The following is a 24146-nucleotide window of genomic DNA, read 5'->3' on the forward strand; positions in this document are numbered from 1 at the left end:
GCCATGACCCATCCCCTCCAGTTCATCGGCATGATCTCGCACCGGGCCTCCTCGGAGATCCATCCGCCGAGCGGGCCGATCCTCGATCCCGGCTATGTCGCGCGCTTCGCCCAGGCGCATGAGCAGGCCGGCTTCGACCGCATCCTCGTGGCCTGGCATTCCACCAGCCCGGACGCGCTGCTCGTGGCCGGTCATGCGGCGGCGAACACGACGCGCATCGGCTTCATGGTGGCGCACCGGCCGGGCTTCATCGCGCCCACGCTGGCCGCGCGGCAATTCGCGACCTTCGATCATCTGAGCCAGGGCCGCGCCGCCATCCACATCATCACCGGCGGCAATCCCGCCGAGCAGAAGCAGGACGGCGACTTCCTCGACCACGCGCAGCGCTATGCGCGCTCGGACGAGTATGTCGGCCTGCTGCGCCGTGTCTGGACCAGCGAGCAGCCCTTCGACCATGAGGGCGTCTATTACCGCTTCGAGCGCGCCTTCTCGGAGATCAAGCCGCTGCAGAAGCCGCATATCCCGGTCTTCTTCGGCGGTTCCTCGGACGTCGCGATCGAGACCGCCGGCCGCCACGCCGACACCTATGCCTTCTGGGGCGAGACGCTGGACCAGGCGCGCGACACCATCTTCCGCGTCCGCGCCAGCGCGGCGAAGGCCGGGCGCGATCCGGCCTCGATCCGCTTCAGCCTCTCGGTGCGGCCGGTCCTCGCCGGGACGGAGGACGCCGCCTGGGCCCGCGCGGGACGAATCCTCGAGCGCATCCGCGAGCTGCGCGGCAACAGGTTCGGCAAGGGCAGCCCCAAGCCGGAGAGCATCGGCAGCGCGCGCCTGCTGGAGGCCGCTGCCGCCGGCCCCGTGCGCGACAAGCGCCTCTGGACCGAGGTGGCCGCCGCTGTCGGCGCGGGCGCCAACACCACCGCCCTCGTCGGCACGCCCGAGCAGGTGGCGGAATCGCTGGCCGACTACGCCGCGCTCGGCGTCTCGACCTTCCTCATCCGCGGCTTCGATCCGCTGGAGGACGCCTTGGATTACGGCCGCACCCTGCTGCCCGCCACACGCCGCGCGGTCGCGGCCCTCGATCGCGTGGCCGATCGCACGAAGGAGCCCGAACATGCCTGACGGTTACATCAGCCCGGCTTTGCTGCAGACGGCGCCGCTCAATTATCTGCGCGCGGGTATCGACCATCCCACGCGCTACATCACCGCCCCGCCCGAGGGCGTGCCGGCCAATACCATCGAGGTGGAGGCGCATGACGTCCTGGTCGAGAACGGACGCCTGCGCCAGCACGAGTTCACGCTCGACCGGCACGGCTTCGCGCTGATCGACGCGCCGAGCCGGGTCGCGGATCTCTATGACGAGGCGGCGCTGCGGCGCGACTACTTCCCCGAGGTGGAGGCGATCCTGCGCGCGCATCTGGGCGCGTCGCGCGTGGTGGTCTTCGACCACAACATCCGCAACGCCGCCCGCGCCGCCGGCGATGCCAGCCTGCGGGAGCCCGCCAAGCGCGTGCACAACGACTACAGCTACGCCGCCGCGCCGCAGCGCGTGCGCGACGTGCTGCCCGAAGAGGCAGATCGGCTGCTCGCCGGACGCTTCGCGATCGTGAACCTCTGGCGGCCCATCAAGCCCGTGCAGGAGAGCCCGCTGGCCCTGGCCGAATGGCCCAGCATCGCCGAGGAGGACCTGGTGCCGACCTCGCTCGTCTATGCGGATCGCATCGGCGAGACCTTCAGCGTGCGCCACAATCCGCGCCACGCCTGGGTCTATTTCCCGCATCAGCTTCCGCATGAGGCGCTGCTGATCAAGGGTTATGATTCCGCGACCGACGGGCGCGCGCGGCTGTCCTTCCACGCGGCCTTCGACGATCCGTCCTCGCCGCCCGATGCGCCGCCGCGCGAGAGCATCGAGGTGCGGACGCTGGTCTTCTGGGACTGAGAGAAGCCGCCTTCAGTCGGGCGCGCCGAGCATCCGGAAGATCTCGGTGAGCTGCGGGCTCATCGGGATGTTCAACCGCTCGCCCGTCGGCAGGCGGCGGTTGAACCAGCGGTCGTAGATGTCGCCGAGATCACCACCAGCGAGGCGCGCGGCACGCCGGCCATCCCCTTGCTGGTCAGCATCAGCAGCAGAAGCATGGTGATCTGCGTGCCGAACGAGAGGTCGATGTTATAGGCCTGGGCGATGAAGACGGTCGCGAAGGTGCAGTACATCATCGAGCCGTCGAGGTTGAAGGAGTAGCCCAGCGGCAGCACGAAGGAGATGACCTTGGGGCTGACGCCGAAGCGCGCGAGCTGCTCCATGAGGCGCGGATAGGCGGCCTCGCTGCTGGCCGTGCTGAAGGCCAGGAGGAAGGGCTGGCGCACCAGCGACACCAGCTCGAAGACGCGCTTGCCGAAGAAGAGAAAGCCCACGGCGGTGAGCATGCACCACAGCAGCACCAGGCCGAGGTAGAACTGGGCCACGAACTTGCCGTAGGTGACGAGGATGCCCAGGCCCTGGGTCGTGATGATCGCGGCCATCGAGGCGAAGACCGCGAGCGGCGCCAGCCCCATGATATAGCCGGTGATCTTGAGGATGACGTGCGAGAGCTCCTCGATCCCCCGCACCAGCGTATGCGCCCTCTCGCCGAGCGAGGCGACGCCGACGCCAAAGAGCAGCGAGAAGACCACGATCTGCAGGATCTCGTTCCGCGCCATCGCGTCGAAGATCGAGCTGGGCACGAGATGCGTGACGAAGTCCTTCAGGGAGAGCGAGGAAGCGCGGATATTCGTGGCCGTCCCGATCTCGGGGATCGGCAGGTTCAGGTTCGCGCCGGGCTGCAGCAGGTTCACCAGGACCAGGCCGAGAACCAGCGACACGAGCGAGGCGCTGACGAACCAGAGCATGGCCTTGCCGCCGATCCGCCCCACTGCCTTCACATCGCCCATATGCGCCACGCCCACCACCAGGGTCGAGAAGACCAGCGGCGCGATGATCATCTTGATCAGCCGAAGGAAGATGTCGGTGAAGAGAGAGATGTAATCGGCGATGGAGCGCGCGATCTGCGGGTCGGGCCACAATTCGTGGCACATATGGCCGACCGCGATTCCCAGCACCATGGCGATGATGATGTAGGTGGTCAGGGACCGATGGCGCATCGATGGCCTCTGTATGACAGGAATACATATCCTGTCATACAGATCGCTGCGAAAGCGATATAATTCTACAACCCGAGCGATCGCCCGCCGGGCAGGTTTACTCGGCCCATTCGCCCTTGCGCATGACCGGTTCGGCCGCCCCCCCCGCGTCGATCCCGTCCACGTCGATCTCGGCCGAGCCGATCATCCAGTCCACGTGGATCAGGCTGCTGTTGCCGCCGCGCGTGGTGAAGTCGGCGGGCGTGATGGTGTCGCCGTCCACGAAGCACTTCGAATAGGCCTGGCCGAGAGCGATATGGCTCGCGGCGTTCTCGTCGAAGAGCGTGTTGAGGAAGAGCAGCCCGCTCTGCGAGATCGGCGAGGAGGCCGGCACCAGCGCCACCTCGCCCAGCCGCCGCGCGCCCTCGTCGCTGCCGATCATGCGCTCCAGAACCTCCTGCCCGGTGCTGGCCGAGGCCTCGACGATCACGCCATCCTCGAAGCGCACGCGGATGTCGCGGATGAGCGTGCCCTGATAGGCCAGCGGCTTGGTCGCCACGACATGGCCCTGGGTGCGCAGGGCGTGCGGCGTGGTGAAGACCTCCTCGGTGGGGATGTTCGGATTGCCCGTCACGCCGTTCAGCGCGGTGGATTGCCCGCCCATCCAGGCATGACCGTCCGCCAGGCCCACCGTGAGGTCCGTCTCCGGGCCGCGGAAGCGCAGGGCCGCGTAGTTGCGCGCGGTGAGCCGGTTACGGCGCTTCATGAGCACGGCGTTGTGCTCGGCCCAGGCGGCGACGGGATCGGGCCGGTCCACGCGCGTGGCGGCGAAGATCGCGGCCCAGAGCTTCGCCACGGCCTCGGCCTCGGGCAGCTCGGGGAACATCGCGCGCGCCCAGGCCGGGGAGGCATAGGGCACCAGGCTCCAATTGATGGCGGAGGTGGTGATGAGCTCCAGCGCGGGGCGATAGGCCTGGGCGCGGGCGCGGTTGGCGCGGGCCACCAGCGCGGGATCCTGGCCGGCGAGCAGGCTGGGATCGTCGCCCACGATGGCGAGGCGCGCGGCGCCGCGGCGGAAGGCCTCGGCCATGCCGTCGAACATCCAGCCCGGGGCGGTGTCGAAGCTCTCGGGCGCGGCATGGCGGAAGCGCGACAGGGCCTGCTGGTCGTCGGAGAAGAAGGTGGTGACGAGGCTGGCGCCGGCCTTATAGGCCGCATCGGTGATGAGGCGCACGAGCGGCAGCGCCTCGATGGAGGCGGTCATCAGCACCTCCTGGCCGGCCTTCAGATTGAGCCCCACCCGGATGGCGACATCGGCCAGGCGGGCAAGGGAATCCTGCGTGTGCGAGGTGGGGGCGATCTGGTTCATGGGCGGCGTTCTCCGCGATGCAGCTGTCGCCGGAGGTTAGACCCTCGCCCTTCCGGCAGCCAGCCGCCGCGGCGCCGTTCGGGGCCGCGCAAGAAGGTTTCACCGCATGGCGCTTTCGGGCAAAGATCGAGGTGGCAACATCGTTGCCCCTATCGCGCTTCGCCCTCCACGAAGAGTTTTGGCATGTGATCCACGAACGCCCGGTATCCAGCCCCGATGCCCTGGCCCGCAGCGAGGCGCGCTACCATGCCTTGTTCGAAGCGATCGATGACGGCTTCTGCGTGATCGAATTCGTGGACGGTCCGTACGGCCCCCTGGGCGACTACATCCATGTGGAGGCCAATACGGGCTACGAGCGCCACACCGGCATCGCGGGCATCGTCGGCAAGTCCGTCTACGACATCGCGCCGGCCACGGCGCGGGACTGGGTCGAGCTCTATGGCGCGGTTCTGCACACCGGCGAGGCGATCCGCTTCGAGCGCGAATTCGTCGAAACGGGGCGCCACATCGAGGTCTCCGCCTCCCGGGTCGAGCCGCCAGGATTGCGCCAGGTGTCGGTGCTGTTCCGCGACATCACGGCCCGCAAGGCGGCGGAGGCCGCGTTGCGCGCCAGCGAGGCCGTCGCGCGCGAGAACATCCAGCGCGTCCAGCTCGCGCTCGCGGCCGGCGCCATCATCGGCACCTGGTTCTGGGACTTGCCCAGTGACCGCTTGACGGTCGACGAGGCCTTCGCCCGCGCCTTCGGCCTGGACCCCGCCCTGGGCCGCGAGGGCCTGAGCCTGGCGCAGGTGGTCGAGACGGTTCACCCCGAGGATCGCGCGGGGCTTTCGGCCGCGATCCAGGAGGCCATCGCCCGGGGTGGAGACTACGCGCACCAATACCGGACAAGGCGCGCGGACGGGAAGTTCCACTGGCTCGAAGCCAATGGCCAGGTGAACCACGCGCCCGACGGCACACCGCTCAGCTTCCCCGGCGTGCTGATCGACATCGAGGAGCGCCGCGCGCTGGAGGCGGAACGCGCGCACGTCACCGAGATGCTGCGCCGGCTCAACGAGACGCTGGAGCAGCGCGTGGCGGACAAGACGGCGGAGCTCATGGCCGCCGAGGAATCCCTGCGCCAGTCGCAGAAGATGGAGGCGGTCGGCCAGCTGACCGGCGGCCTGGCCCATGACTTCAACAACCTCCTGGCGGGCATCTCCGGATCGCTCGACATGATGGAGCAGCGCATCAGGGAAGGGCGCTTTGGCGAGGTCGATCGCTACATGACCGGTGCGCGGGCCGCGGCCCGCCGCGCGGCGGCGCTGACGCACCGCCTGCTGGCCTTCTCCCGCCGCCAGACGCTCGACCCCAGGCCCACGGACGTGAACCGTCTCGTGGCCGGCATGGAGGATCTGGTCCAGCGGACCGTGGGGGCGCAGGTCACTGTCGAGGCGGTGACGATGGATGCGCCCTGGCCGACGCTGGTCGATCCGAACCAGCTCGAGAACGCGCTGCTGAACCTGTGCCTGAATGCGCGCGACGCCATGCCCGAAGGCGGGCGGATCACGATCGCGACGGGCAACCGCGTCTTCGACGACCGCGGCGCGCGGGAGCGCGACCTGCCGCCCGGGGAATATGTCTCGTTGTGCGTCTCGGACAGCGGCACGGGCATGACGCGCGAGGTGATGGCCAAGGCCTTCGATCCCTTCTTCACGACCAAGCCCGTCGGCGTGGGCACGGGCCTCGGCCTGTCGATGATCTATGGCTTCGCGCGCCAGTCCGGCGGGCAGGTGCGGATCCATTCGGAGGTCGGGAAGGGCTCGACCGTCTGCATCTACCTGCCGCGGCACTTAGCGGAGGCGCAAGGCGAGCCCACCGACGTTCCGGAGCCGGCTCGGCCGAGGGCGGCGAAGAAAACCGTCCTCGTCGTCGATGACGAGCCGCTCGTGCGCATGCTGATGGTCGAGGTGGTCGGGGATCTGGGCTTCACGGCCATCGAGGCGGGCGATGGGCCGCAGGCGATGAAGGCGCTCCGGACGGAGACGCCGATCGACCTGCTCATGACCGATGTGGGGCTGCCCAAGGGCATGAGCGGGCGCCAGCTCGCGGATGCGGCACGCGAGCTGCGGCCCGGCCTGAAGATCCTCTTCGTGACGGGCTATGCCGAGAAGGCCTTTCTCAGCCAGGGCCCTCTCGAAGCGGGCATGCAGGTCGTCACCAAGCCCTTCGACATGAACCTCCTGGCCAACCGCATCCGGGGCATGGTCGCGGACTGAGCCGCGGCTACCGCAACACGAAGTCCTTCAGCACCTCGGGCCTGAAGGCCAGCCCGTGGCCCGGCGTCTCGGGGGCGGTGATGAAGCCATCCGCGATCTGCGGGCGGGTGACCCACACATCGTCGAGCAGGCCCATCTGCTCGGCCCAGATCCCGTTGGGGATGCTCGCGAGCAGATGGACGTTGAGCTCCGGGAAGAGATGCGGGGCCATCGTCATGCCCCAGGTTTCCGCGACGGTCGCGATCTTGCGGAGCTCCGTGAAACCGCCGCGCATCGGGTCGGGCTGCAGGATGGGCAGGCGGGGGTCTTCCAGGAAGGGCTTCAGATCCGCGCGGCCGAAATGCGACTCCCCGCCGACGACGCGCATGTCGAGCATCTCCGCGCAGCGCAGATAGCCGGCGTAGTCATCCGGCAGCACCGGCTCTTCGAGCCAGTAGATGTCGTATTCCTCGAACTTTCGGCCCATCTGGATCGCGACATCCGCGCTCCATCCCATGTTTACGTCGATCATGATGTCGATGTCTGGGCCGACCGCCTCGCGCATGCGGCGCACGTTGTCAGCGTCGGTGCGAAGGTCTCCGACATGGGCCACCTGCATCTTGATGGCCTTGTAGCCCTCGGCGACGAAATGCTTCGCCTTGGCGATCATCCCATCGCCGTAGGAGCCGCGGAAGCAGCCGCTGCCATAGATGGGAATCTTCGAGCGATAATGGCCCCAGAGCCGGTGCAGCGGCAGGCCGGCGGCCTTGCCGACCACGTCCCACAGCGCGATGTCGATCGCCGATTGCGCCATCATGGCCACGCCGCCGCGCCCACCGGTGAGCGTGGTGCGCCAGAGGTCGCGCCAGATGGCCTCGACGGCGGTCGCGTCCTTGCCGATGAGGCGGGGGGTCATCGCCTCGGCGATGCAGGCGCCGATGGTGCGCTGAAGCGGCAGGTTCAGCAGGTGCAGATAGCCCATGCCGGTCAGCCCGCTGGCCGTGACGATCTCGACCACCACGAGGTCGCGCATCTCGCCGAGGGCATGGCCGGCGAGCCAGGGATCATCGGCCCAGGGCATCCGCAGCAGGGTGGTACGGACCTCGCGAATGGTCAGATCGGCCATGTGTCGAAACTCTCCCGGACGTTTCGCGCGAGCCTGCGCGCGTCCGGGAAGGCGGACAAGTCTCAGGCGTCAGCGCCAGGGGGTGTTATCGCAGAGGTTGTTATCGCCAGCCGGGCGCGGGCGCCTTGCGGACGCGATCGCGGATCTCGGCATGGGAGGTGATCTCGTCATCCCAGAAATCGTCGATCAGGTCGCGATTGGCCGTGATCCAGGACGACACCCGGTCGAAGTCGCCCTGATAGAGTCCGCCGCTGACCTGCAGGACCATCGGTTCCACGGCGAGCACGGTCAGCTTGTCGGGATCGAAGCGCATGCCGGGCGTGACGCCGATCTGCACCTGGTCGGAGCCATGGCCGCGCCGGAGCCAGATGCATTGCGACAGGCCGGTGGCCTCGCGCGGTAGGCAGATGCGGTCCTCGGTGATGAGGTCGGTCTCGCGCTCCTGGCGCGGGGCGGTGGCGGGGGGCGGCGTGGGCCGGGGCTGCTCGCGAGGAGCCGGAGCCGCGGGCGCGGCTGGCGCGGCCGGTGCCGCCACGACGGGAGCTGCGATGACGGGCGCGGGCGCGACAGGCGCGGCCACGGGGGGCGCGGTAACGACGGGCGCGGCCACAACGGGTGCGGCCGGTTCGGCCGGGGCCTCTTCCGCGAGGGCATGGCGGACGCTGACGCCCTCGTCATCCACGGCGATCTCGATGGACTGGTCGGCGTCGAAGACCGCGCGCAGCGCCGTCTCGAAGACGCCTCGGAAAGCCGGCACCGTCTGCGTCGGCGCGCCGAAGCGCTTCGACAGATCGGCCCAGGACATGGTCGGCGTGGGATCGGCGCCCTCGCCGGAAAGGGAGTGTCGGATCCAGGCATAGGCATCGAGGGCGAGCGGCGAATCGCCCAGCTCCTGGAGGATGCGCGGATCGAGCGGCACGGCCTGGCTGACGAGGCTGGAGAGGAACTTGGCGCCCAGGCGCAGGTTCGGGCGCCATTCGGCCAGCTCGCCGCGCGGCCGGCTGCGCGCGTCGAAGACCGGGAGCTCCGCGCCGCCCATCCAGGAGACCGAGATCTTGGCCGTGAGGATGCGGTGCATCTGGTCGATCAGCTCGGCTTCCTTGCCGGCGATGCCCATCTTCGCCGCCAGCTCGGCCGCGCTCTCGCCGAGATCGACCGACACGCTATTGGTCCGCCGCGCGGCGTCACAGACATGGAGCAGGCAGAGGCGAAGGATGCGGCCATGCGGCAGGGCCTGCTCGGCCGAGCTCGCATCGATGCGCAGCGTGGCCAGCTCGATCTCGCGCTGCCACTGCCCGCGCGCCGCCCGGATGGGCAGGCCCAGCTCGCAGAGCACGGGGTGGATCCACAACGCCCCCGCGCCTGGCAGGGCTGAGTCAGGATCGGACGAGGGGAAGGGGGTGGCCTGATTCAAGCGATTGACTACCGATATTCAGGTTGTGCCGAGGACGGACGACGGTCCGGACTTGCGCGGTCGCGTCACGGATGACGGAGCTGCTCGCGCGGAGTACCCGTGAAACAAGGTGGAGGGAAGGGCGGGCGGGCTTCAAGCGCTCGATTTGCCGCGTGCCGTGACGTGCCTGCCGCGAAGGTCTTCAATTCCGGACAGATTGGCATCAATGTCGTTCTTGCATGCCGCGCACTCCAATCGCCGCCATGACGCCGGATTTCCTCTTCGGCAACATGCCGGTCCGTCACGGGACAGCCCTGCCGATGTTTCGATTCCCTATCGCTTCGACCCTGGCCGGGGGCGCCCTGCTCGCCGCGCTGCTGATGCCCGGCCCCGTCCTCGCCCAGCCGCGCCCGGCGAACCGGCCGGCTCCCGCCCCGGCCACGGCACCCTCTGCGCCCGCCGCCGCGACCCCCGCCGAGCCGCAGAGCACCACGGCCAGCTTCGCCGACTGGACCCTGCGCTGCCAGCGGCCCGAGGGCCGCCCGCCGGCCTGCGAGATCAGCCAGTCGGTGATGTCCGAGGGGCGGACCGTCGCCCAGCTCGCCATCGGCCGCCCCGCCGCCGGCGCCCCGCTGCGCATGACCTTCGTGGTGGTGCCCAATGCGACGGTCGACACGCCGCTGCGAATCCTGGGGCCCACGGGTACGGCCTCGCTGGTCGAGCTGGCCTGGCGGCGCTGCGCGCCCGGCGGTTGCGTTGCCGACAACGCGGCGCCGGAAGCGCTGCTGAATCAGCTCACCGCACTCCCGGAGAATGGCCGCCTGCTCTTCCTGGATGCGAGCGGGCGCGAGGCCACGATCCCCTTCTCGCCGCGCGGCCTGGAACAGGCGCTGGCCGCGCTCGAACGCAGCTAGCCGCGCGATGGAGGAGTCCGGCCGTGCGGCGCTCGCCGGCCTCGTCCGCGAGATCATCGGCGCCTCGGGCGTCGCTCCGCCGCCGGAGCTGACCTGGCTGCGCGCCGTGGGCAGCCGGCTTTTTGACGAGAACGGGGATCGGGTGATCCTGCGCTCGGTGGCCTGGTACAGCCTCGAGCAGGATTATTACCTGCGCGGCACGACCCGGCGCTCCTACCGCACGCGCCCGGTGTTGCAGGATGATGAATACGCGGCGGGTGGCACGGCGCGCGGGCAGGAGGGGATTCTCGAGGAGCTCCGCCGCCTCGGCTTCAATTCCATCCGCCTGCCGATCAGCCAGCATATCACGCGCAACGACCGGGCGAATGGCGGCAACTTCCATCATTCACCCTTCGTGAATCCCGACATGTTCCGCGGCGCGGATACGAGCACCCACCCGCCCAGCTGGCCCGACAAGTCGGGCTGGGGCAGCTACCGGCAGGATCCGCCCTTCGACGCGCCGCAGCCGGTGATCGGCGGGCTCGAGATGCTGGATCTCCTCATCGACCATTGCGAGGCGATCGGCCTGCGGGTGATCCTGGACATGCACGTCCTCGCCCGCCACCCGGACAACGAGGCGGGGACCGGCGGCCGATGGTACACCACCCCCACGCCATCCGCGCCCGGCCGCGACACGGGCGCGATCGGCGAGCCGCGCAACGAGCGGCAGATGATCGAGGCCTGGGTCTTCCTCGCGCGGCGCTACAAATACCGGCCGGTGGTGTCGTGCTTCGACATCTTGAACGAGCCCTTCAACTGCACCTGGGATCCCGGCGAGGCGCATCCGCGCACCAATATCCGCGCCTTCTACGAACGCTGCGCCACGGCCGTCATGGACGTGAATCCCAGGATCTTCCTGTGGTTCCAGGGCATCCACGGCAGCGCTCATGTGGACGGCGCGCTGCGCGCCTACGATCCCAGGCCCTTCCCCGAGCTGCCGAACCGGGCCCATATCGGCTACTTCTACGGCTCGAACCTGGAAGGCGCGCGCACCGCGCCCGTGGTGGTCCGCAATTCCGCCGGCGCGGTCATCACCGGCCAGCACGGCTACTCCCCGCATGAATACGCGCCCAGCGTGGGCGAGCTGAACCTCTATAACGGGACCATCGGCGCCACCCCGCCCGAGGTCGCCATGGTCATCCGCTGGCGCCAGCTCTGGGGCTGGATGCTGGAGGAGGATCTCGCCCCGGTCTGGATCGGCGAATGGTCGGGCAGGTTCTTCGCCGACCTTCCGGGCATGGACGCCGTGAAGGCCGCACGGGACGACGCCTGGCTCGCGACCTTCGCCGAATATGTGAACCGGCTGGGGGCAAGCCATTCCTACTGGTGCCTCAATGCCGACGGGACCCGGACCACCGGCCTCATGCTGGGCGACGACTTCGACGGCTATACCGGCGCCGAGCCCCGCCGCATGGCGAAGATCGCGCCCATGCTGCGGGGCTGAGGGCGGAAATGGTTGCCTCCCCGGCTTGATCAGCCTCGCACGGCTGGCGATGATGCCGTCCATATAAGGATACGCACCATGATTGATCGCCGTTCGCTGCTGCCAGCCGCATCCCTTCTCTTTGCCCCCGTGGCCGCCCGCGCCCAGCAGGACTACCCGAACCGCCCGATCCGCCTGGTCATCGGCTTCTCGCCCAGCGGCTCCACGGACATCATGGCCCGGGCGATGTCGGCGCGGCTGCAATCCCTCCTCGGCCAGCCCATCGTGGTGGAGAACCGGCCCGGCGCGGGCGGCAATATCGCCACCGAACAGGTCACGCGCGCCGCGCCCGATGGCTATACGCTGCTGATGGGCACGATCGGCCCCCTGGCGATCAACCCCACCCTCTATCGCGACCTGTCCTTCGATCCGCTGCGCGACCTCACGCCCATCTCGCGCATCGGCGTGGTGCTGAACGTGCTGGCGGTGCCGGCCGATCGCCCGTGGCGGAGCGTGGCCGAGCTGATCGCGGCCGCCAAGGCCCGGCCGGACACGCTGACCTGCGCCACCTCCGGCGTGGGCGGGGCAGGGCATCTCGCCAATGAGCAGCTGAACACGCTGGCAGGCATCCGCACCATTCACGTCCCCTATCGCGGCGGCGGCGCCCTGCAGGCCGACCTGGTCTCGGGCAAGGTGGACTATGCCTTCACCACCGCGGTGAACGCCGCGCCCCAGGCCGAGGCCGGCCGGTTGCGGCTGCTCGCCGTGCCGACCGCCGCGCGCAGCGCCCTTCTGCCGGGGGTGCCCACCGTCGCCGAGAACGGCCTGCCGGGCTTCGAGATGGTGGATTGGAACGCCCTGCTGGGGCCGCGCAACCTGCCGGCGCCGATCGTGGCGAAGCTCGCCGAGGCCGTCCGCGCGACCCTGACCACGCCGGAGCTGGTCGCGATGCTCGCGGAACGCAAGCTGGAGGCCGGGCCTTCCTCGCCGCAGGAGCTGGCGCAGTTCCTGCGCGACGAGACGGCGAAATGGGCCCCGATCGTGCGGGCCGCGGGCGTGACGCCGGATTGAGGGGCCGCGCGCCGGGACATGGCGCGACACATGCGACATGTCCTGCCCTCCGGCGACATGGGAATATGACAGGAAATAGATAGAACTGGGCTCATCGAATGGGCCGGTCGTATCGACGGGCTTCACCTTCGAGAGGAGATCGCCATGCACCGTTCGTTCCGCGCCCTGTCCGTCCTTGCCGCCGCGAGCCTCGCTGCCTGCACCGTCGCCCCCGGCCCGGTCGAGCAGCAGGCCATGCAGGCGAACATCGCCTGCCAGCAGGGCTATCAGCAGGCCTGCCAGCAGGCCGCCTACCTCCAGCCCGCCGCCTCGGCCGAGCGCGCCCAGAACCAGCAGGCCGCCAATGTCGGCACGGCCGTGGCCGCGGGCATCGTGGGCGTGGCAGCCGGCGCCGCCATCGCCAATAGCGGACCGCGCTATTACGGCGGGGGCTATTACGGCCGGGGTTATTACGGGCGCGGCTATTACCGCGGCTGGTGATCCCGGAGCGGCCGCGCGGGCCGCCCGCGCAAGCGAACCAGGAGACACGCCATGCCCAGCCCAGCTTTTCCGCCCCGCCGCGCCGTGCTGTCGGCCCTGGTGGGCGCTGCCCTGCTGCATTCCGTCCAGGTTCAGGCCCAGGACCAGGGTGTCCGCCTGTTCCGCGTCGTCGGGCCGCGGGATGAGGTGACGATCGGCTTCACCGCGGCCGAGCTGGAGGCGATGGGCGCCGGCCCCGATGTGGAGCGCATCGCGCGCAAGCTCGTCGCGGAGGGGCAGGTCACGGCCTGGCAATATGCAGTGGGTCGCGCGCCGGACGGCTCCACCCGCTTCGGCACGACGCGCCGCGTGGCGATCCTGCGCAACGAGACGCTGCGAATCGAGTCCTACACGGCCGCCATACCCGTCGCACCGCCGCCGGCCTCCTAGGCAATCGCCTGACAGGCCCCCGCTTGGGACATCCGGGCCTTCGTGCTACATCCCATAGAATGACAAAACCGTTAGTCGTAAGACGGTTGCTATCTCTATGGGGGAGAGCGTCAGCCACGGAGACCCAGATGGCCATTGCAGACCTGTTCGCCACCCCCGAGGGGATCCTGACCCTCGCGCCTTCGAGCAAGAAGGAATTGCTGGAGATGCTGGCAACCGAGGCCTCGGCCCGGATCGACCAGCCCCAGGACCGGATTCTCGACGCCATCCTGGCGCGCGAGCGCCTGGGCCCGACGGCGCTCGGCCGCGGCGTGGCGTTGCCCCATGCGCGCGTGGACTGGCTGGACAAGCCCTTCGCCGTCCTCGCCCGCCTTGAGCGCGGGATCGACATGGATGCGCGCGACGGCGAGCCGGTGGATCTCGTCTTCCTCGTCCTCTGGCCCGAGGCCGCCTCCGAGGGCTTCCTGCCCGCCTTGTCCAACATCTGCCGCGTCCTGCGCGACAACCAGCTGCCCCGTCAGCTGCGCCAGGCCCGATCGGCGGAGGAGGCGCTGCAGACGCTGGTGGCCGCGGACCGCCCCCCGATTTAATCCCCGCAGGCCTGGACCAGCCCTTCGCGCGGGAAGCCAGTACCGGACCGCAGGCCCGCCGCGCCATCACCCGACGGAGAGCTCACCACCCCGATGCCAGATGTCTTCTACCTCTCGGCTGCGGTCCTCCTTCCGTTCCTCGGCGCCCTGATCGCTTCCATGCTGCCGCAGAAGGCGAGGCTCGAGGCCTGGCTTGGCGGGGCCGTGGCCCTGCTGACGCTGGTGATGGTGATCCTCTGCTATTCGTCGACCGCGGCCGGACGCATCCCGCGCATCGAGATCCCCTGGGTGCCGGAGCTGGGGCTTTCGATCGTCCTGCGGATGGATGGTCTGGCCGCCGCCTTCGCCATGATGGTCTCGGGCATCGGCTTCCTCATCGTCCTCTACGCCCGCTACTACATGTCGCCGGACGATCCGGTGCCGCGCTTCTTCGCCTATCTGCTGGCCTTCATGGGCTCGATGATGGGCCTCGTGCTCTCGGGCAACCTGATCCAGCTCGTCTTCTTCTGGGAGCTGACGAGCCTCTTCTCCTTCCTGCTCATCGGCTATTGGCAGAACAACGCCGCCGCGCGCGACGGCGCGCGCATGGCGCTGACCGTCACGGCCGGCGGCGGACTCGCGCTCTTCGCCGGCATGCTGGTGCTGGGCCATATCGTGGGCAGCTACGATCTCGACGTCGTGCTGAACTCGGGCAATGCGATCCGCGAGCATCCGCTCTATCTGCCCGCTTTGGTGCTGATCCTGCTGGGCGCGATGACCAAGAGCGCGCAGTTCCCCTTCCACTTCTGGCTGCCGCACGCCATGGCGGCGCCGACCCCCGTCTCGGCCTATCTGCATTCGGCGACGCTGGTGAAGGCCGGCATCTTCCTGATGGCGCGGCTCTGGCCCGTCATGGCCGGGACGGACGCCTGGTTCTGGATTCTCTGTCCGGTCGGGCTCATCACGCTGCTGCTGGGGGCCTATGTCGCCATCTTCCAGCATGACCTGAAGGCGCTGCTGGCCTATTCGACGATCAGCCATCTGGGGCTGATCACCCTGCTGCTCGGCCTCAACAGCGACCTCGCCATGGTCGCGGCCGTGTTCCACACGATGAACCACGCGACCTTCAAGGCCTCGCTCTTCATGGCGGCGGGCATCATCGACCACGAGACGGGCACGCGCGACATCCGAAGACTGTCCGGTCTCAATGAATCCATGCCCTTCACCGCGCGGCTTGCTCTGGTCGCCGCGGCGGCCATGGCCGGCGTGCCGCTGCTCAACGGCTTCATCTCCAAGGAGATGTTCTTCACCGAGGCCTTGACGGCCGCGACCACGCCGACCTGGCTGCACAGCATCCTCCCCATCGCGGCGACCATCGCGAGCATCCTCGCCGTCACCTATTCGCTGCGCTTCATCCATGGCGCCTTCTTCGGCCCGCCGACGAACGACCTGCCCAAGAAGCCGCACGAGCCGCCGCAATTCATGCGCGTGCCCGTCGAGATCCTGGTCTTCACCTGCATGGTGGTCGGCATCCTGCCGGCCGCGACCATCGGCCCGCTGCTCGATATCGCGGTCCGCTCGATCCTTGGCGACGCGACGCCCGAATACAGCCTGGCCGTCTGGCACGGCTTCAACCTGCCGCTGATCATGAGCCTCGTGGCCCTGGCCGGCGGCGTGGCGCTCTACCGGATGCTCTACCGGCATCTCAATGCCGGCATCGACGGCACGCCTTTGCTGCGCGGCCTCGACGGACGGCGCGTCTTCGACCAGGTGATGGTCTTCATCTCCTGGCGCATGTCGCGCGTGCTCGAGCGCCTGATGGCGACCGACGGGCTGCAGATGCAGCTGCGCCTGATGATCTGCATCGCCTTCCTCGCGGCGACGCTGGCCCTGCTGCCGCACGGCCTCACCGCCGGGCCGGTCCGCCTCACGCCGGTCGATCCCGTGGTCGCGATGATGTGGACGGTGGGCGTGGCCTGCGCCATCGCCGCCGCCTACCAGGCCAAGCACCACCGGCTGGCCGCGCTGATTCTCCTGGGCGGCACGGGCCTCATCATCTGCCTGACCTTCGTCTGGTTCTCCGCGCCCGACCTCGCGCTCACCCAGCTCCTGGTGGAGGTGGTGGCGACCGTGCTGCTGCTGCTGGGCCTGCGCTGGCTGCCCCGGCGCTCGGAGAATGCCAGCGCGGGCGACCTGCTGGCCCGGCTGCGGCGCGGGCGCGACCTGATCATCGCGGTCGCCTCGGGGGCGGGGCTGACCGCCATCTCCTATGCGACGATGACCCGCGCCTCGCCCGAGGGCATCTCCCGCCACTTCCTGGAGCGCGCCTATACCGAGGGCGGCGGGACCAATGTGGTGAACGTGATCCTGGTGGATTTCCGCGGCTTCGACACGCTGGGTGAGATCACCGTGCTCGGCATCGTGGGCCTCACGGTCTACGCGCTGCTGCGCCGCTTCCGCCCCGCGCCCGAGAGCGTGGGCGTACCGGACCAGCAGCAGGGCGACGCGCGCGACTGGTTGCTGGTGCCGGCCGTGACCATGCGCCTGCTCTTCCCGGTGATCCTGGCGGTGTCGATCTATCTGCTGCTGCGCGGGCACGACCAGCCGGGCGGCGGCTTCGCGGCCGGGCTCATGCTGTCGATCGGCATCCTGCTGCAATACATGGCCGGCGGGACGCGCTGGGTGGAGGACCACCTGCGCGTGCTGCCGCTGCGCTGGATGGGCTATGGCCTGCTGCTGGCGGCGGGGACGGGCACGGTGGCGCTCTTCTTCGGGCGGCCCTTCCTGACCACCTATTTCGCCTATGCGGATCTGGGGATCCTCGGAAAGCTGCCGATGGCGAGCGCCGTTCTCTTCGATCTCGGCGTCTTCGCGCTGGTCTTCGGCGCGACGGTGCTGATCCTCATCGTGCTCGCGCATCAGTCGGTGCGCAGCCAGCGCGCCGCACCGGCCCCGCCGCCCGCGACGCCGATCCCGGTGGGAGAAGACTGATGGAGCTCATCCTCGCACTGGCCATCGGCATCCTGGGGGGATCGGGCGTGTGGCTGCTCATGCGCCCGCGAACCTTCCAGCTCATCATCGGGCTCTCGCTGCTCTCCTATTCGGTGAACCTGTTCATCTTCAGCATGGGCCGCTTTCCCATCGGCGCGCCGCCCATCCTGGAGCCCGGCGGCACGGGCGACCCCACCGTCTATGCCGACCCCCTGCCGCAATCGCTGGTGCTGACGGCCATCGTCATCGGCTTCGCCACCACCGCGCTCTTCCTCGTGGTGATGATGGCCGCCCGCGGCCTGACCGGCGGCGACCATGTGGACGGGAGGCCGCGGCGATGACCGGCTGGCAGCAGCAACTCCTGATCGCGCCCATCGCGCTGCCGCTGATCGCGGGCGCGGTCATGGTCGTGCTGGACGAGAAGCGCAGCCGGCTGAAGGCGGCGATCGGCATCGTCTCGATCCTGGCCATGCTGGGGGTCGCCGTCGCGCTGGCGCTGCGGGCCGATGCCGGGGACACGACCATCGGCGTCTATCGCCTGGGCGACTGGCCGACAAGCTTCGGCATCGTCCTGATGCTGGACCGGCTGTCCGCGCTGCTGCTGATCCTGAGCGCGCTGCTCGGCCTCGCTGCGCTGCTCTATGCGCTCCCGCGCTGGCAGGGGATGGGCGCGCATTTCCACGCGTTGCTGCAATTCCAGCTGATGGGGCTGAACGGCGCCTTCCTGACGGGCGACCTCTTCAACCTCTTCGTCTTCTTCGAGGTGCTGCTCGCGGCCTCCTACGGCTTGGCCCTGCATGGGTCGGGCGTGGCGCGGGTGAAGGCGGGGCTGCACTACATCGCGGTGAACCTCGCGGCCTCGCTGCTCTTCCTCATCGGGGTGAGCATGATCTACAGCGTGGCCGGCACGCTCAACATGGCCGACCTCGCCGCGCGCATCCCGCAGATGCCCGCCGCCAATCGCCCGCTGCTGGAGGCCGGCGCGGCGATCCTGGGCGTCGCCTTCCTGGTGAAGGCCGCGATGTGGCCGATGGGCTTCTGGCTCATGCCGACCTATTCGGCCGCGAGCCCACCCTCGGCGGCGATCTTCTCGATGATGAGCAAGGTCGGCGTCTATGCCATCCTGCGGCTGGCGCTGCTGCTCTTCGGGCCCGAGACGGGCGATTCCGCCGGCTTCGGCGGCACCTGGCTGATGGTCGGCGGCGTCGCCACCATTCTCTTCGGCGCGGTCAGCGTGCTGGCCACGCAGGATCTGCCGCGGCTGGCGGGTGCCGGCGTCTATATCTCCTCGGGCACGCTGCTGGCGGCGATCGGCGCCGGGCAGGTGGCCGTCACGGGCGGCGCACTGCTTTATCTGGCGAGCTCCGCCCTCGCGACCGGCGCCTTCTTCCTTCTGATCGAGCTGCTGGAGCGCGGCCGCGAGGTCGGCGCCGACATGCTGGCCGTGACTTTGGAAGCCTATGGCGACGGCGATGAGGAGGAGGAGGCGGTCGAGGCCGTCGGCGCGCCCATCCCCTCGACGATGGCGGTGCTGGGCGTCTGCTTCCTCTGCTGCGCGCTGCTGCTGTCGGGGCTGCCGCCGCTCTCGGGCTTCATCGCGAAATTCGCGATGCTGAGCGGCATCCTCAATCCCAACGGCTTGGGGCAGGGGCCCGCACTGGTCTCGCCCGGCGGTTGGGCGCTGCTGACGGTGCTGGTCCTCTCGGGCTTCGCGACCCTGCTGTCGATGGCGCGAGCGGGCATCCGCAACCTCTGGGCCACCGGCGACCGGGGGGTGCCGCGCGTCGGCGCCATCGAGATCGCGCCCGTGGTGCTGCTGCTGTTCGTCTGCCTGAGCATGACCGTGGGGGCGGGGCCGGTGATGCGCTACATGCAGGCCGCCGCCGTCTCGCTCCACACGCCGCAGGAGTATGTGCGGCAGGTGCTGGGCCAGGTTCAATGAGGGGCGCGATGAGGCGGCTGCTGCCCCATCCGCTGGTCTCGGCCGGGCTCTTCGTGTTGTGGCTGCTGCTCAACCGCACGGTCGCACCGGGGCCTGCGCTGGTGGGCCTCGTGGTCGCGCTGCTGGGGGGCTGGTCGCTCGCGCTGCTCGACCATGCGCGGCCGCGCATTCGCCGGCCCGGGCTGGCGCTGCGGCTGCTGGGCTGGGTGCTGCTGGATGTCGCGCGGTCCAACCTCGCCGTGCTGCGCGTCATCCTTCAGCGCGACGGAGACCGGCGCGCGGGCTTCGTGCGCATCCCGCTCGCCCTGCGCGACCCGCAGGCGCTTGCCGTGCTGGCCTGCATCCTGACCGCCACGCCCGGCTCGGCCTGGGTGGAATACGACAGCGAGGAGGGCTGGCTGCTGCTGCACGTGCTCGACCTCGAGGCCGAGGGTGGCGATTGGGTGCGCTTCGTGAAGGAGCGCTATGAGGCGCCGCTGATGGAGATCTTCGGATGACCGTGACCCTGCTGAGCTGGTCGCTTCTGCTGGCGCAGATCATGCTCGGGCTGGCGATGTTCTGCGCCGCCTGGCGCGCGCTGAGCGGTCCCCGCGCGCAGGATCGCGTGGTCGGACTCGACACCCTCTATGTCAACGGCATGCTGCTGCTGCTGACCTTTGGCATCCGTTCGGGCACGGCGGTTTATTTCGAGGTTGCGCTGGTGATCTCGCTGCTGGGCTTCGTCGGCACGGCCGCGCTGGCGAAGTTCCTCATGCGCGGCGAGGTGATCGAATGATCGCCCAGGCCGCCGACCTCCCCTGGTACGCCGCGGTGCCCGTGGCGCTGCTGCTGCTCATCGGCGCGGGGTTGACGCTGACCGGATCGTTGGGGCTGCTGCGGCTGCGCGGCTTCTACGAGCGGCTGCATGCGCCGACGCTCGGCACCTCCTATGGGATGGGCTGCATCCTGCTCGCCTCGGCCATTTTCTTCTCCGTGCTGCAGACGCGGCTGGTCATCCATGAGGTGCTGATCGCGGTCTTCGTGGTGGTGACCACGCCGGTCACGCTGATGCTGGTGGCGCGGGCCGCGCTGCACCGGGATCGTCTGGAGCAGCGCGATCCCGTGCCACCGGCCCTGCGTCGCGGCGCCGCTGGGGCGGAAGACGCTGACTGATTCCGCCGAAGCGGAGGCATCGATCAGCCGAAAATATAGCCCAGGACGATCACGGCGAGGACGACGAGTCCCAACGCCCGCAGGACGGCCCAGACCTCGCCCTCGGACGTGCCTTCTTCTGGCCGCGCCGTGCGCAGGACGTTGACGGGCGAGGTGGAAGCAGGCGGCGGGTTGTCTTGCATGATGGAATTTCCCCAGGACACTTATTTCGGGTCCGTGATAACGCCGAATCTGCAGGGTTAATATTCAGTATTATCCCATATTTCGTCGAATATAGATCGAATCCGGGCGATGGTGTTGAATTGCATACCTATTATAATATACACAGCATGACCATTTGATCAAATATACAACCTTGAGTTGCTTTATTGGCGCGAGATATCGATATTTGGTTGTATTGAATGGCTTGAATCGAGACCGCGAATCTCGGCCTCCGCGTATCAAACGAAATCGCCCGGCCGAGGGGATGGCTCGGCCGGGCGCTACGTAACGAGGAGAGATTGCAGGTTCAACGTGCCCGAACCGCTTCGGTTGCTGGGCAAAGGAAATTTGGGAGACGCGCGGGCTTTTAGGTGAGGCCGAGCCTGTCGGCGATGCCGCCCTCCCGCGCCAGCGCGCCGAGCTTCTTCCAGGTGGCGTCCTCGATCTCGATTCCCTCGGCGCCGCGCTTCTGTTCCTGCCGGTGCTCCACCTCGCCGGGATAGAGCACGCCGTCGCTGCCCTTCGCCGGCGGCGTGTCCTTCAGATAATTCGCGAAATCGGCGACGTCCTTGCGGAAGCTCAGCAGGGGACGGAAGGCATCGACCTTGATGGCGATGAGGAAGCAGCCGTCATTGTGCCGTCCCGTGGGCTCCACGCCGAAGCCCAGCCCGGTGAGGATGCCGCAGAAGACCTCGCCCATGGCAGCGAGCGCGGTGCCCTTATAGCCCTCGCCCGGCCCGCCGAGGGGCAGCAGCGCCCCGCCCTTGATCTTCGCCGGGTCGGTGGTCAGCTCGCCCTCGCTGTCCACGATCCAGCCCAGCGGCACCTCCTGCCCGCGCGCCTCGGCGAGCTTGATCTTGCCCATTGCGACGGCCGAGGTGGCCATGTCCATGCAGAACTCGCCGTCGAGATCCGAGGGCACCGCCATCGCCCAAGGGTTGGTGCCGAGCCGCGCCTCGCGTCCGCCGAAGGGGGCCACGCCCTTGGGTGAGCGCCCGGAATCCGCCCAGGCCATGCCGATCATCCCCGCGCGCGCGGCCATCAGCGGATAGCTCGCCAGCCGCCCGACATGCCCCTGCCGGAAGACGGTGCAGGCGGCGATGTTGCTCTTCTCCGCCTTGTCGATGGTGAGCTGCATCGCCTGCTCGTTGATGACGTAGCCGAAGCCCCAATTGCCATCGACGACGGTGGTGGTCGGGCTCTCCTGCACGATGGTGAAGGGCGCGCCGGGAACGATCTGGCCGGCGCGCACGCGCTCGATGTAGTTCGGCAGCATGATGACGCCGTGGCTGTCATGGCCGGCGAGATTGGCGTTGACCACGTGGCGGGCGACGGTCGCGGCCTCCGCCTCGGGCACCTTGTTGGCGATCAGAAGTGCCTGTCCGATCTCGCGCAGGCGTTCGGCTGGAACCTTGGGCATGTGGCTTCTCCCTGTATTGGCTATTGCGCCGCCAGCTGCGGCTGCCAGTCCCCCCGCGCCGCGCGCGGCAGGCCGAGATGGTCGCGCAGCGTGGGGCCGGTATAGTCCTTGCGGAACAGCCCGCGGCGCTGCAGCTCAGGCACGACGTGGTCCACGAAATCGGTGTAGCTGCCCGGGATCACCGCGGCCGAGATGACGAAGCCGTCGCAGGCGCCGCCAGTGAACCAGGCCTCCATCTGGTCCGCGACCTCCTTGGGGCCGCCGACCATGTCCATGCGCGGGCGGCCACGGCCGCTGCCGATGATGAAGTCGCGCACCGTCGGGTTCTTCTTGCCGGTCCGCTCCACCACCCGGTCGCGGATGGCGTGCATGCCCTGGATGCCGGCCATTTCCTCGTCGCTGAAGGCCTCGTCCATGCCCTTGGTGGCGAAGTCGAAGTTCAGCGCCTCGGAGAGCAGCGACAATGCGTCGATCTCCAGCGGCAGCCGCTCGATCAGCGCGGCCTTGTCCTCGGCCTCGGCCTTGGTGGCGGCGCAGATCGGGTTGCAGAGCGTGGCCACCTTCACATGGTCGGGATTGCGCCCGGCCGCGGCAACGGCGGCCTTGAAAGCCTTGTACTCGCGCTGCCCGCCGGCGAGATCGTGATAGGCCACGAAGACCATCTCCGCCCAGCGCGCGGAGAAGGTCTTGCCCCGTCCGCTGCTGCCGGCCTGGATCACCACCGGGCGGCCCTGCGGGCTGCGCGGAACGGTGAAGGTGCCGTGGCTTTGCAGATAGTTTCCCGTAAAGTCGAGCCGGTGCACCTTCTGGCCGTCCCCGAAGCGGCCGGAGGACTTGTCGACGATCAGCGCGTCGTCCTCCCAGGCGTCCCAGTGGGACTGCACCACCTCCACGAATTCATCGGCGCGGTCGTAGCGCGCGTCATGCGCCATCATCTCGGCATGGCCCATATTGGCGGCCTCGCCGTCGTTCAGCGAGGTGACCACGTTCCAGGCCGCGCGCCCGCCGCTCATCAGGTCGAGCGTCTGGAACGCGCGCGCGACGTGGAAGGGCTCGTAATAGGTGGTGGAGGCGGTCGAACCCAGGCCGAGGCGGCTCGTCACGGCGGCCATCATGGTCAGCGTCACCACCGGGTCCATCTTCACGCAGCGGATGCCGTGCTCGATCGTATGCGCATGGTCGGAGCCGAAGCGGTCGGGCATGGAGAGGCGATCGTCGAAGAAGCCGAGATCGAACTTTCCGCGCTCGAGGATGCGCGCGATCTCCTGGAAGTAGTCGGCGGTCAGGAAGTCGGTCCGGCTCTCGGGATGTCGCCACGAGCTGGCGAAGATGGTGCAGTTCTGCGCCTGCAGAAATCCGACCAGATGCATCTGACGCTGCGCCATTTCGCGCTTCCTCCAATGATTGATGTCATCACAGGCCAGCGGCGCGGCAGCCGCAAGCCCCGGCTCTCATCCGAAGTCGTAGTCCCAGCCGATCCAGGCGCAGAGCCCGCGCCCCATGACGGCTTCGAGCTCGTCTCCCCTCAGCCACGGCAGTTCCTCCGTGAAGAAGGTCACGCATTGGCGGTAGCTGCAGGCCATGCGCGTGATGTCGGTGCCCCAGAAGAAGCGCTGGGGGCCGAAGGCGTCGAAGAGGCGGTGCAGCCCGTCCTGGATGTTGCGATAGGGATAGGGGGCGCTCGAATAGGCCGGCGCGCCGGTCGCCTTCACCGCGACATTGGGCAGGCGCGCCAGGGCCACAAGATCGTCGAGCCGGGCGAAGGCCGCCTCGTCCTGCGCCATTCGCACCAGCCCGCAATGGTCGAGGATCAGCTTCAGCCCGGGATGCGCCTCGGCGATGCGGCGGAAGTCGTCGAGGAAGAGGCTGCCCATGGTGGCGATGGCCACCCCCTCGCGCTCGGCCGCCGGCCAGAGCCAGTCGAGCGAGCCGTCGCGCAGCCAGGCCTGCTGCTCGGGCGCGATCAAGGGCCAACGCAGGCCCATCATGCCGGTCTGCCGGCGCCAGCCCCGGATCGTCGCGGGACTCTGCGGACGGTTCAGCGGGAACTGGCCCATGACGGCGAAGCGCGTGGGGTATCGCCGCGCGGCCTCCACCGAAAGGGCATTCGCGTCCGGATCCCAGCTGCAGGGCGGGTGGATCAGCGCGGCATCCACACCCGCTTCGTCCATTTCCGCCAGCATCTCCTCGGCGGTGAAGACGGGCACCTGGCGATGCATGTGGCCGGGAATGCCCTGGCCCCAGATGTGGATCTGCGCGTCGATGATCTTCATGTC

23 protein-coding genes are annotated in these 24146 nt (G+C 68.8%); 15 read left to right on the plus strand and 8 right to left on the minus strand.

What is annotated here, in order from left to right:
• Positions 1-3: 3 nt before the first annotated feature.
• Together ACO057_RS13575 and ACO057_RS13580 are read left to right on the plus strand one after the other, a co-directional pair.
• Complete coding sequence (locus ACO057_RS13575) at positions 4-1122, plus strand: LLM class flavin-dependent oxidoreductase (RefSeq protein WP_421992570.1); 1119 nt, start codon at positions 4-6, stop codon at positions 1120-1122.
• Positions 1115-1939 (plus strand): CmcJ/NvfI family oxidoreductase, encoded by an 825-nt coding sequence (locus ACO057_RS13580; RefSeq protein WP_421992572.1) that lies wholly within the window; start codon positions 1115-1117, stop codon positions 1937-1939. The genes ACO057_RS13575 and ACO057_RS13580 overlap by 8 nt, the downstream gene beginning before the upstream one ends.
• Positions 1940-2010: 71 nt before the next feature.
• Here the strand turns inward: ACO057_RS13580 and ACO057_RS13585 are convergent, their stop codons facing one another.
• Both ACO057_RS13585 and ACO057_RS13590 read right to left on the minus strand, forming a co-directional pair.
• Positions 2011-3138, minus strand: coding sequence for a dicarboxylate/amino acid:cation symporter (locus ACO057_RS13585; protein ID WP_421992574.1), 1128 nt, complete (start codon positions 3136-3138; stop codon positions 2011-2013).
• 97 nt (positions 3139-3235) lie between these two features.
• On the minus strand, positions 3236-4486 hold the full coding sequence (locus ACO057_RS13590; RefSeq protein WP_421992576.1) for an aminopeptidase: 1251 nt from the start codon (positions 4484-4486) through the stop codon (positions 3236-3238).
• 185 nt (positions 4487-4671) lie between these two features.
• Between ACO057_RS13590 and ACO057_RS13595 the strand changes: the two genes are divergently transcribed.
• Positions 4672-6741, plus strand: a complete 2070-nt coding sequence (locus tag ACO057_RS13595; RefSeq protein WP_421992578.1) for an ATP-binding protein — start codon at positions 4672-4674, stop codon at positions 6739-6741.
• A 7-nt stretch (positions 6742-6748) separates the two neighbouring features.
• Here the strand turns inward: ACO057_RS13595 and ACO057_RS13600 are convergent, their stop codons facing one another.
• Together ACO057_RS13600 and ACO057_RS13605 are read right to left on the minus strand one after the other, a co-directional pair.
• Positions 6749-7846, minus strand: a complete 1098-nt coding sequence (locus ACO057_RS13600) for a mandelate racemase/muconate lactonizing enzyme family protein (RefSeq protein WP_421992580.1) — start codon at positions 7844-7846, stop codon at positions 6749-6751.
• A 100-nt stretch (positions 7847-7946) separates the two neighbouring features.
• A complete protein-coding gene (locus ACO057_RS13605; RefSeq protein WP_421992582.1) occupies positions 7947-9197 on the minus strand; it encodes a replication protein RepA in 1251 nt (416 codons plus the stop codon).
• Between the two features lie 281 nt (positions 9198-9478).
• Between ACO057_RS13605 and ACO057_RS13610 the strand changes: the two genes are divergently transcribed.
• The 12 genes from ACO057_RS13610 (at position 9479) to mnhG (ending at position 20249) form a co-directional block, all read left to right on the plus strand.
• Positions 9479-10153 carry an invasion associated locus B family protein gene (locus ACO057_RS13610; RefSeq protein WP_421992584.1) on the plus strand — a complete coding sequence of 225 codons (675 nt, stop codon included), beginning with the start codon at positions 9479-9481 and terminating at the stop codon, positions 10151-10153.
• Between the two features lie 7 nt (positions 10154-10160).
• Complete coding sequence (locus tag ACO057_RS13615; RefSeq protein WP_421992586.1) at positions 10161-11636, plus strand: glycoside hydrolase family 5 protein; 1476 nt, start codon at positions 10161-10163, stop codon at positions 11634-11636.
• Positions 11637-11714: 78 nt separating this feature from the next.
• The gene (locus tag ACO057_RS13620; protein ID WP_421992588.1) at positions 11715-12686 is read left to right on the plus strand and encodes a Bug family tripartite tricarboxylate transporter substrate binding protein; all 972 of its coding nucleotides are present in this window, start codon (positions 11715-11717) and stop codon (positions 12684-12686) included.
• A gap of 144 nt (positions 12687-12830) precedes the next feature.
• Positions 12831-13166 carry a hypothetical protein gene (locus ACO057_RS13625; RefSeq protein WP_421992590.1) on the plus strand — a complete coding sequence of 112 codons (336 nt, stop codon included), beginning with the start codon at positions 12831-12833 and terminating at the stop codon, positions 13164-13166.
• 51 nt (positions 13167-13217) lie between these two features.
• Positions 13218-13595, plus strand: a complete 378-nt coding sequence (locus ACO057_RS13630) for a hypothetical protein (protein WP_421992592.1) — start codon at positions 13218-13220, stop codon at positions 13593-13595.
• Between the two features lie 128 nt (positions 13596-13723).
• Positions 13724-14185, plus strand: coding sequence for a PTS sugar transporter subunit IIA (locus ACO057_RS13635; RefSeq protein ID WP_421992594.1), 462 nt, complete (start codon positions 13724-13726; stop codon positions 14183-14185).
• Positions 14186-14278: 93 nt separating this feature from the next.
• The gene (locus ACO057_RS13640; protein ID WP_421992596.1) at positions 14279-17155 is read left to right on the plus strand and encodes a monovalent cation/H+ antiporter subunit A; all 2877 of its coding nucleotides are present in this window, start codon (positions 14279-14281) and stop codon (positions 17153-17155) included.
• Positions 17155-17496 (plus strand): Na+/H+ antiporter subunit C, encoded by a 342-nt coding sequence (locus ACO057_RS13645; RefSeq protein WP_421992598.1) that lies wholly within the window; start codon positions 17155-17157, stop codon positions 17494-17496. Before ACO057_RS13640 ends, ACO057_RS13645 begins: the two co-directional genes overlap by 1 nt.
• Positions 17493-19097 carry a monovalent cation/H+ antiporter subunit D gene (locus ACO057_RS13650; protein WP_421992600.1) on the plus strand — a complete coding sequence of 535 codons (1605 nt, stop codon included), beginning with the start codon at positions 17493-17495 and terminating at the stop codon, positions 19095-19097. Before ACO057_RS13645 ends, ACO057_RS13650 begins: the two co-directional genes overlap by 4 nt.
• Before the next feature lie 8 nt (positions 19098-19105).
• A complete protein-coding gene (locus ACO057_RS13655) occupies positions 19106-19594 on the plus strand; it encodes a Na+/H+ antiporter subunit E (protein WP_421992602.1) in 489 nt (162 codons plus the stop codon).
• Complete coding sequence (locus ACO057_RS13660; protein WP_421992604.1) at positions 19591-19872, plus strand: K+/H+ antiporter subunit F; 282 nt, start codon at positions 19591-19593, stop codon at positions 19870-19872. The genes ACO057_RS13655 and ACO057_RS13660 overlap by 4 nt, the downstream gene beginning before the upstream one ends.
• Complete coding sequence (gene mnhG / locus ACO057_RS13665; RefSeq protein ID WP_421992606.1) at positions 19869-20249, plus strand: monovalent cation/H(+) antiporter subunit G; 381 nt, start codon at positions 19869-19871, stop codon at positions 20247-20249. Before ACO057_RS13660 ends, mnhG begins: the two co-directional genes overlap by 4 nt.
• A 23-nt stretch (positions 20250-20272) precedes the next feature.
• Here mnhG and ACO057_RS13670 read toward each other — a convergent pair whose 3' ends face one another.
• The 4 genes from ACO057_RS13670 to ACO057_RS13685 all read right to left on the minus strand — a co-directional run bounded on the left by ACO057_RS13670 (position 20273) and on the right by ACO057_RS13685 (position 24143).
• Positions 20273-20431 (minus strand): hypothetical protein, encoded by a 159-nt coding sequence (locus tag ACO057_RS13670; RefSeq protein ID WP_421992608.1) that lies wholly within the window; start codon positions 20429-20431, stop codon positions 20273-20275.
• A gap of 386 nt (positions 20432-20817) precedes the next feature.
• Positions 20818-21870 carry an Ldh family oxidoreductase gene (locus ACO057_RS13675; protein WP_421992610.1) on the minus strand — a complete coding sequence of 351 codons (1053 nt, stop codon included), beginning with the start codon at positions 21868-21870 and terminating at the stop codon, positions 20818-20820.
• 20 nt (positions 21871-21890) lie between these two features.
• Complete coding sequence (locus tag ACO057_RS13680) at positions 21891-23255, minus strand: LLM class flavin-dependent oxidoreductase (protein ID WP_421992612.1); 1365 nt, start codon at positions 23253-23255, stop codon at positions 21891-21893.
• A gap of 66 nt (positions 23256-23321) precedes the next feature.
• A complete protein-coding gene (locus ACO057_RS13685) occupies positions 23322-24143 on the minus strand; it encodes an amidohydrolase family protein (RefSeq protein WP_421992614.1) in 822 nt (273 codons plus the stop codon).
• Between the last annotated feature and the right edge of the window lie 3 nt (positions 24144-24146).

This window comes from Roseococcus sp. (genome assembly GCF_965227005.1).
Lineage (GTDB): Bacteria > Pseudomonadota > Alphaproteobacteria > Acetobacterales > Acetobacteraceae > Roseococcus.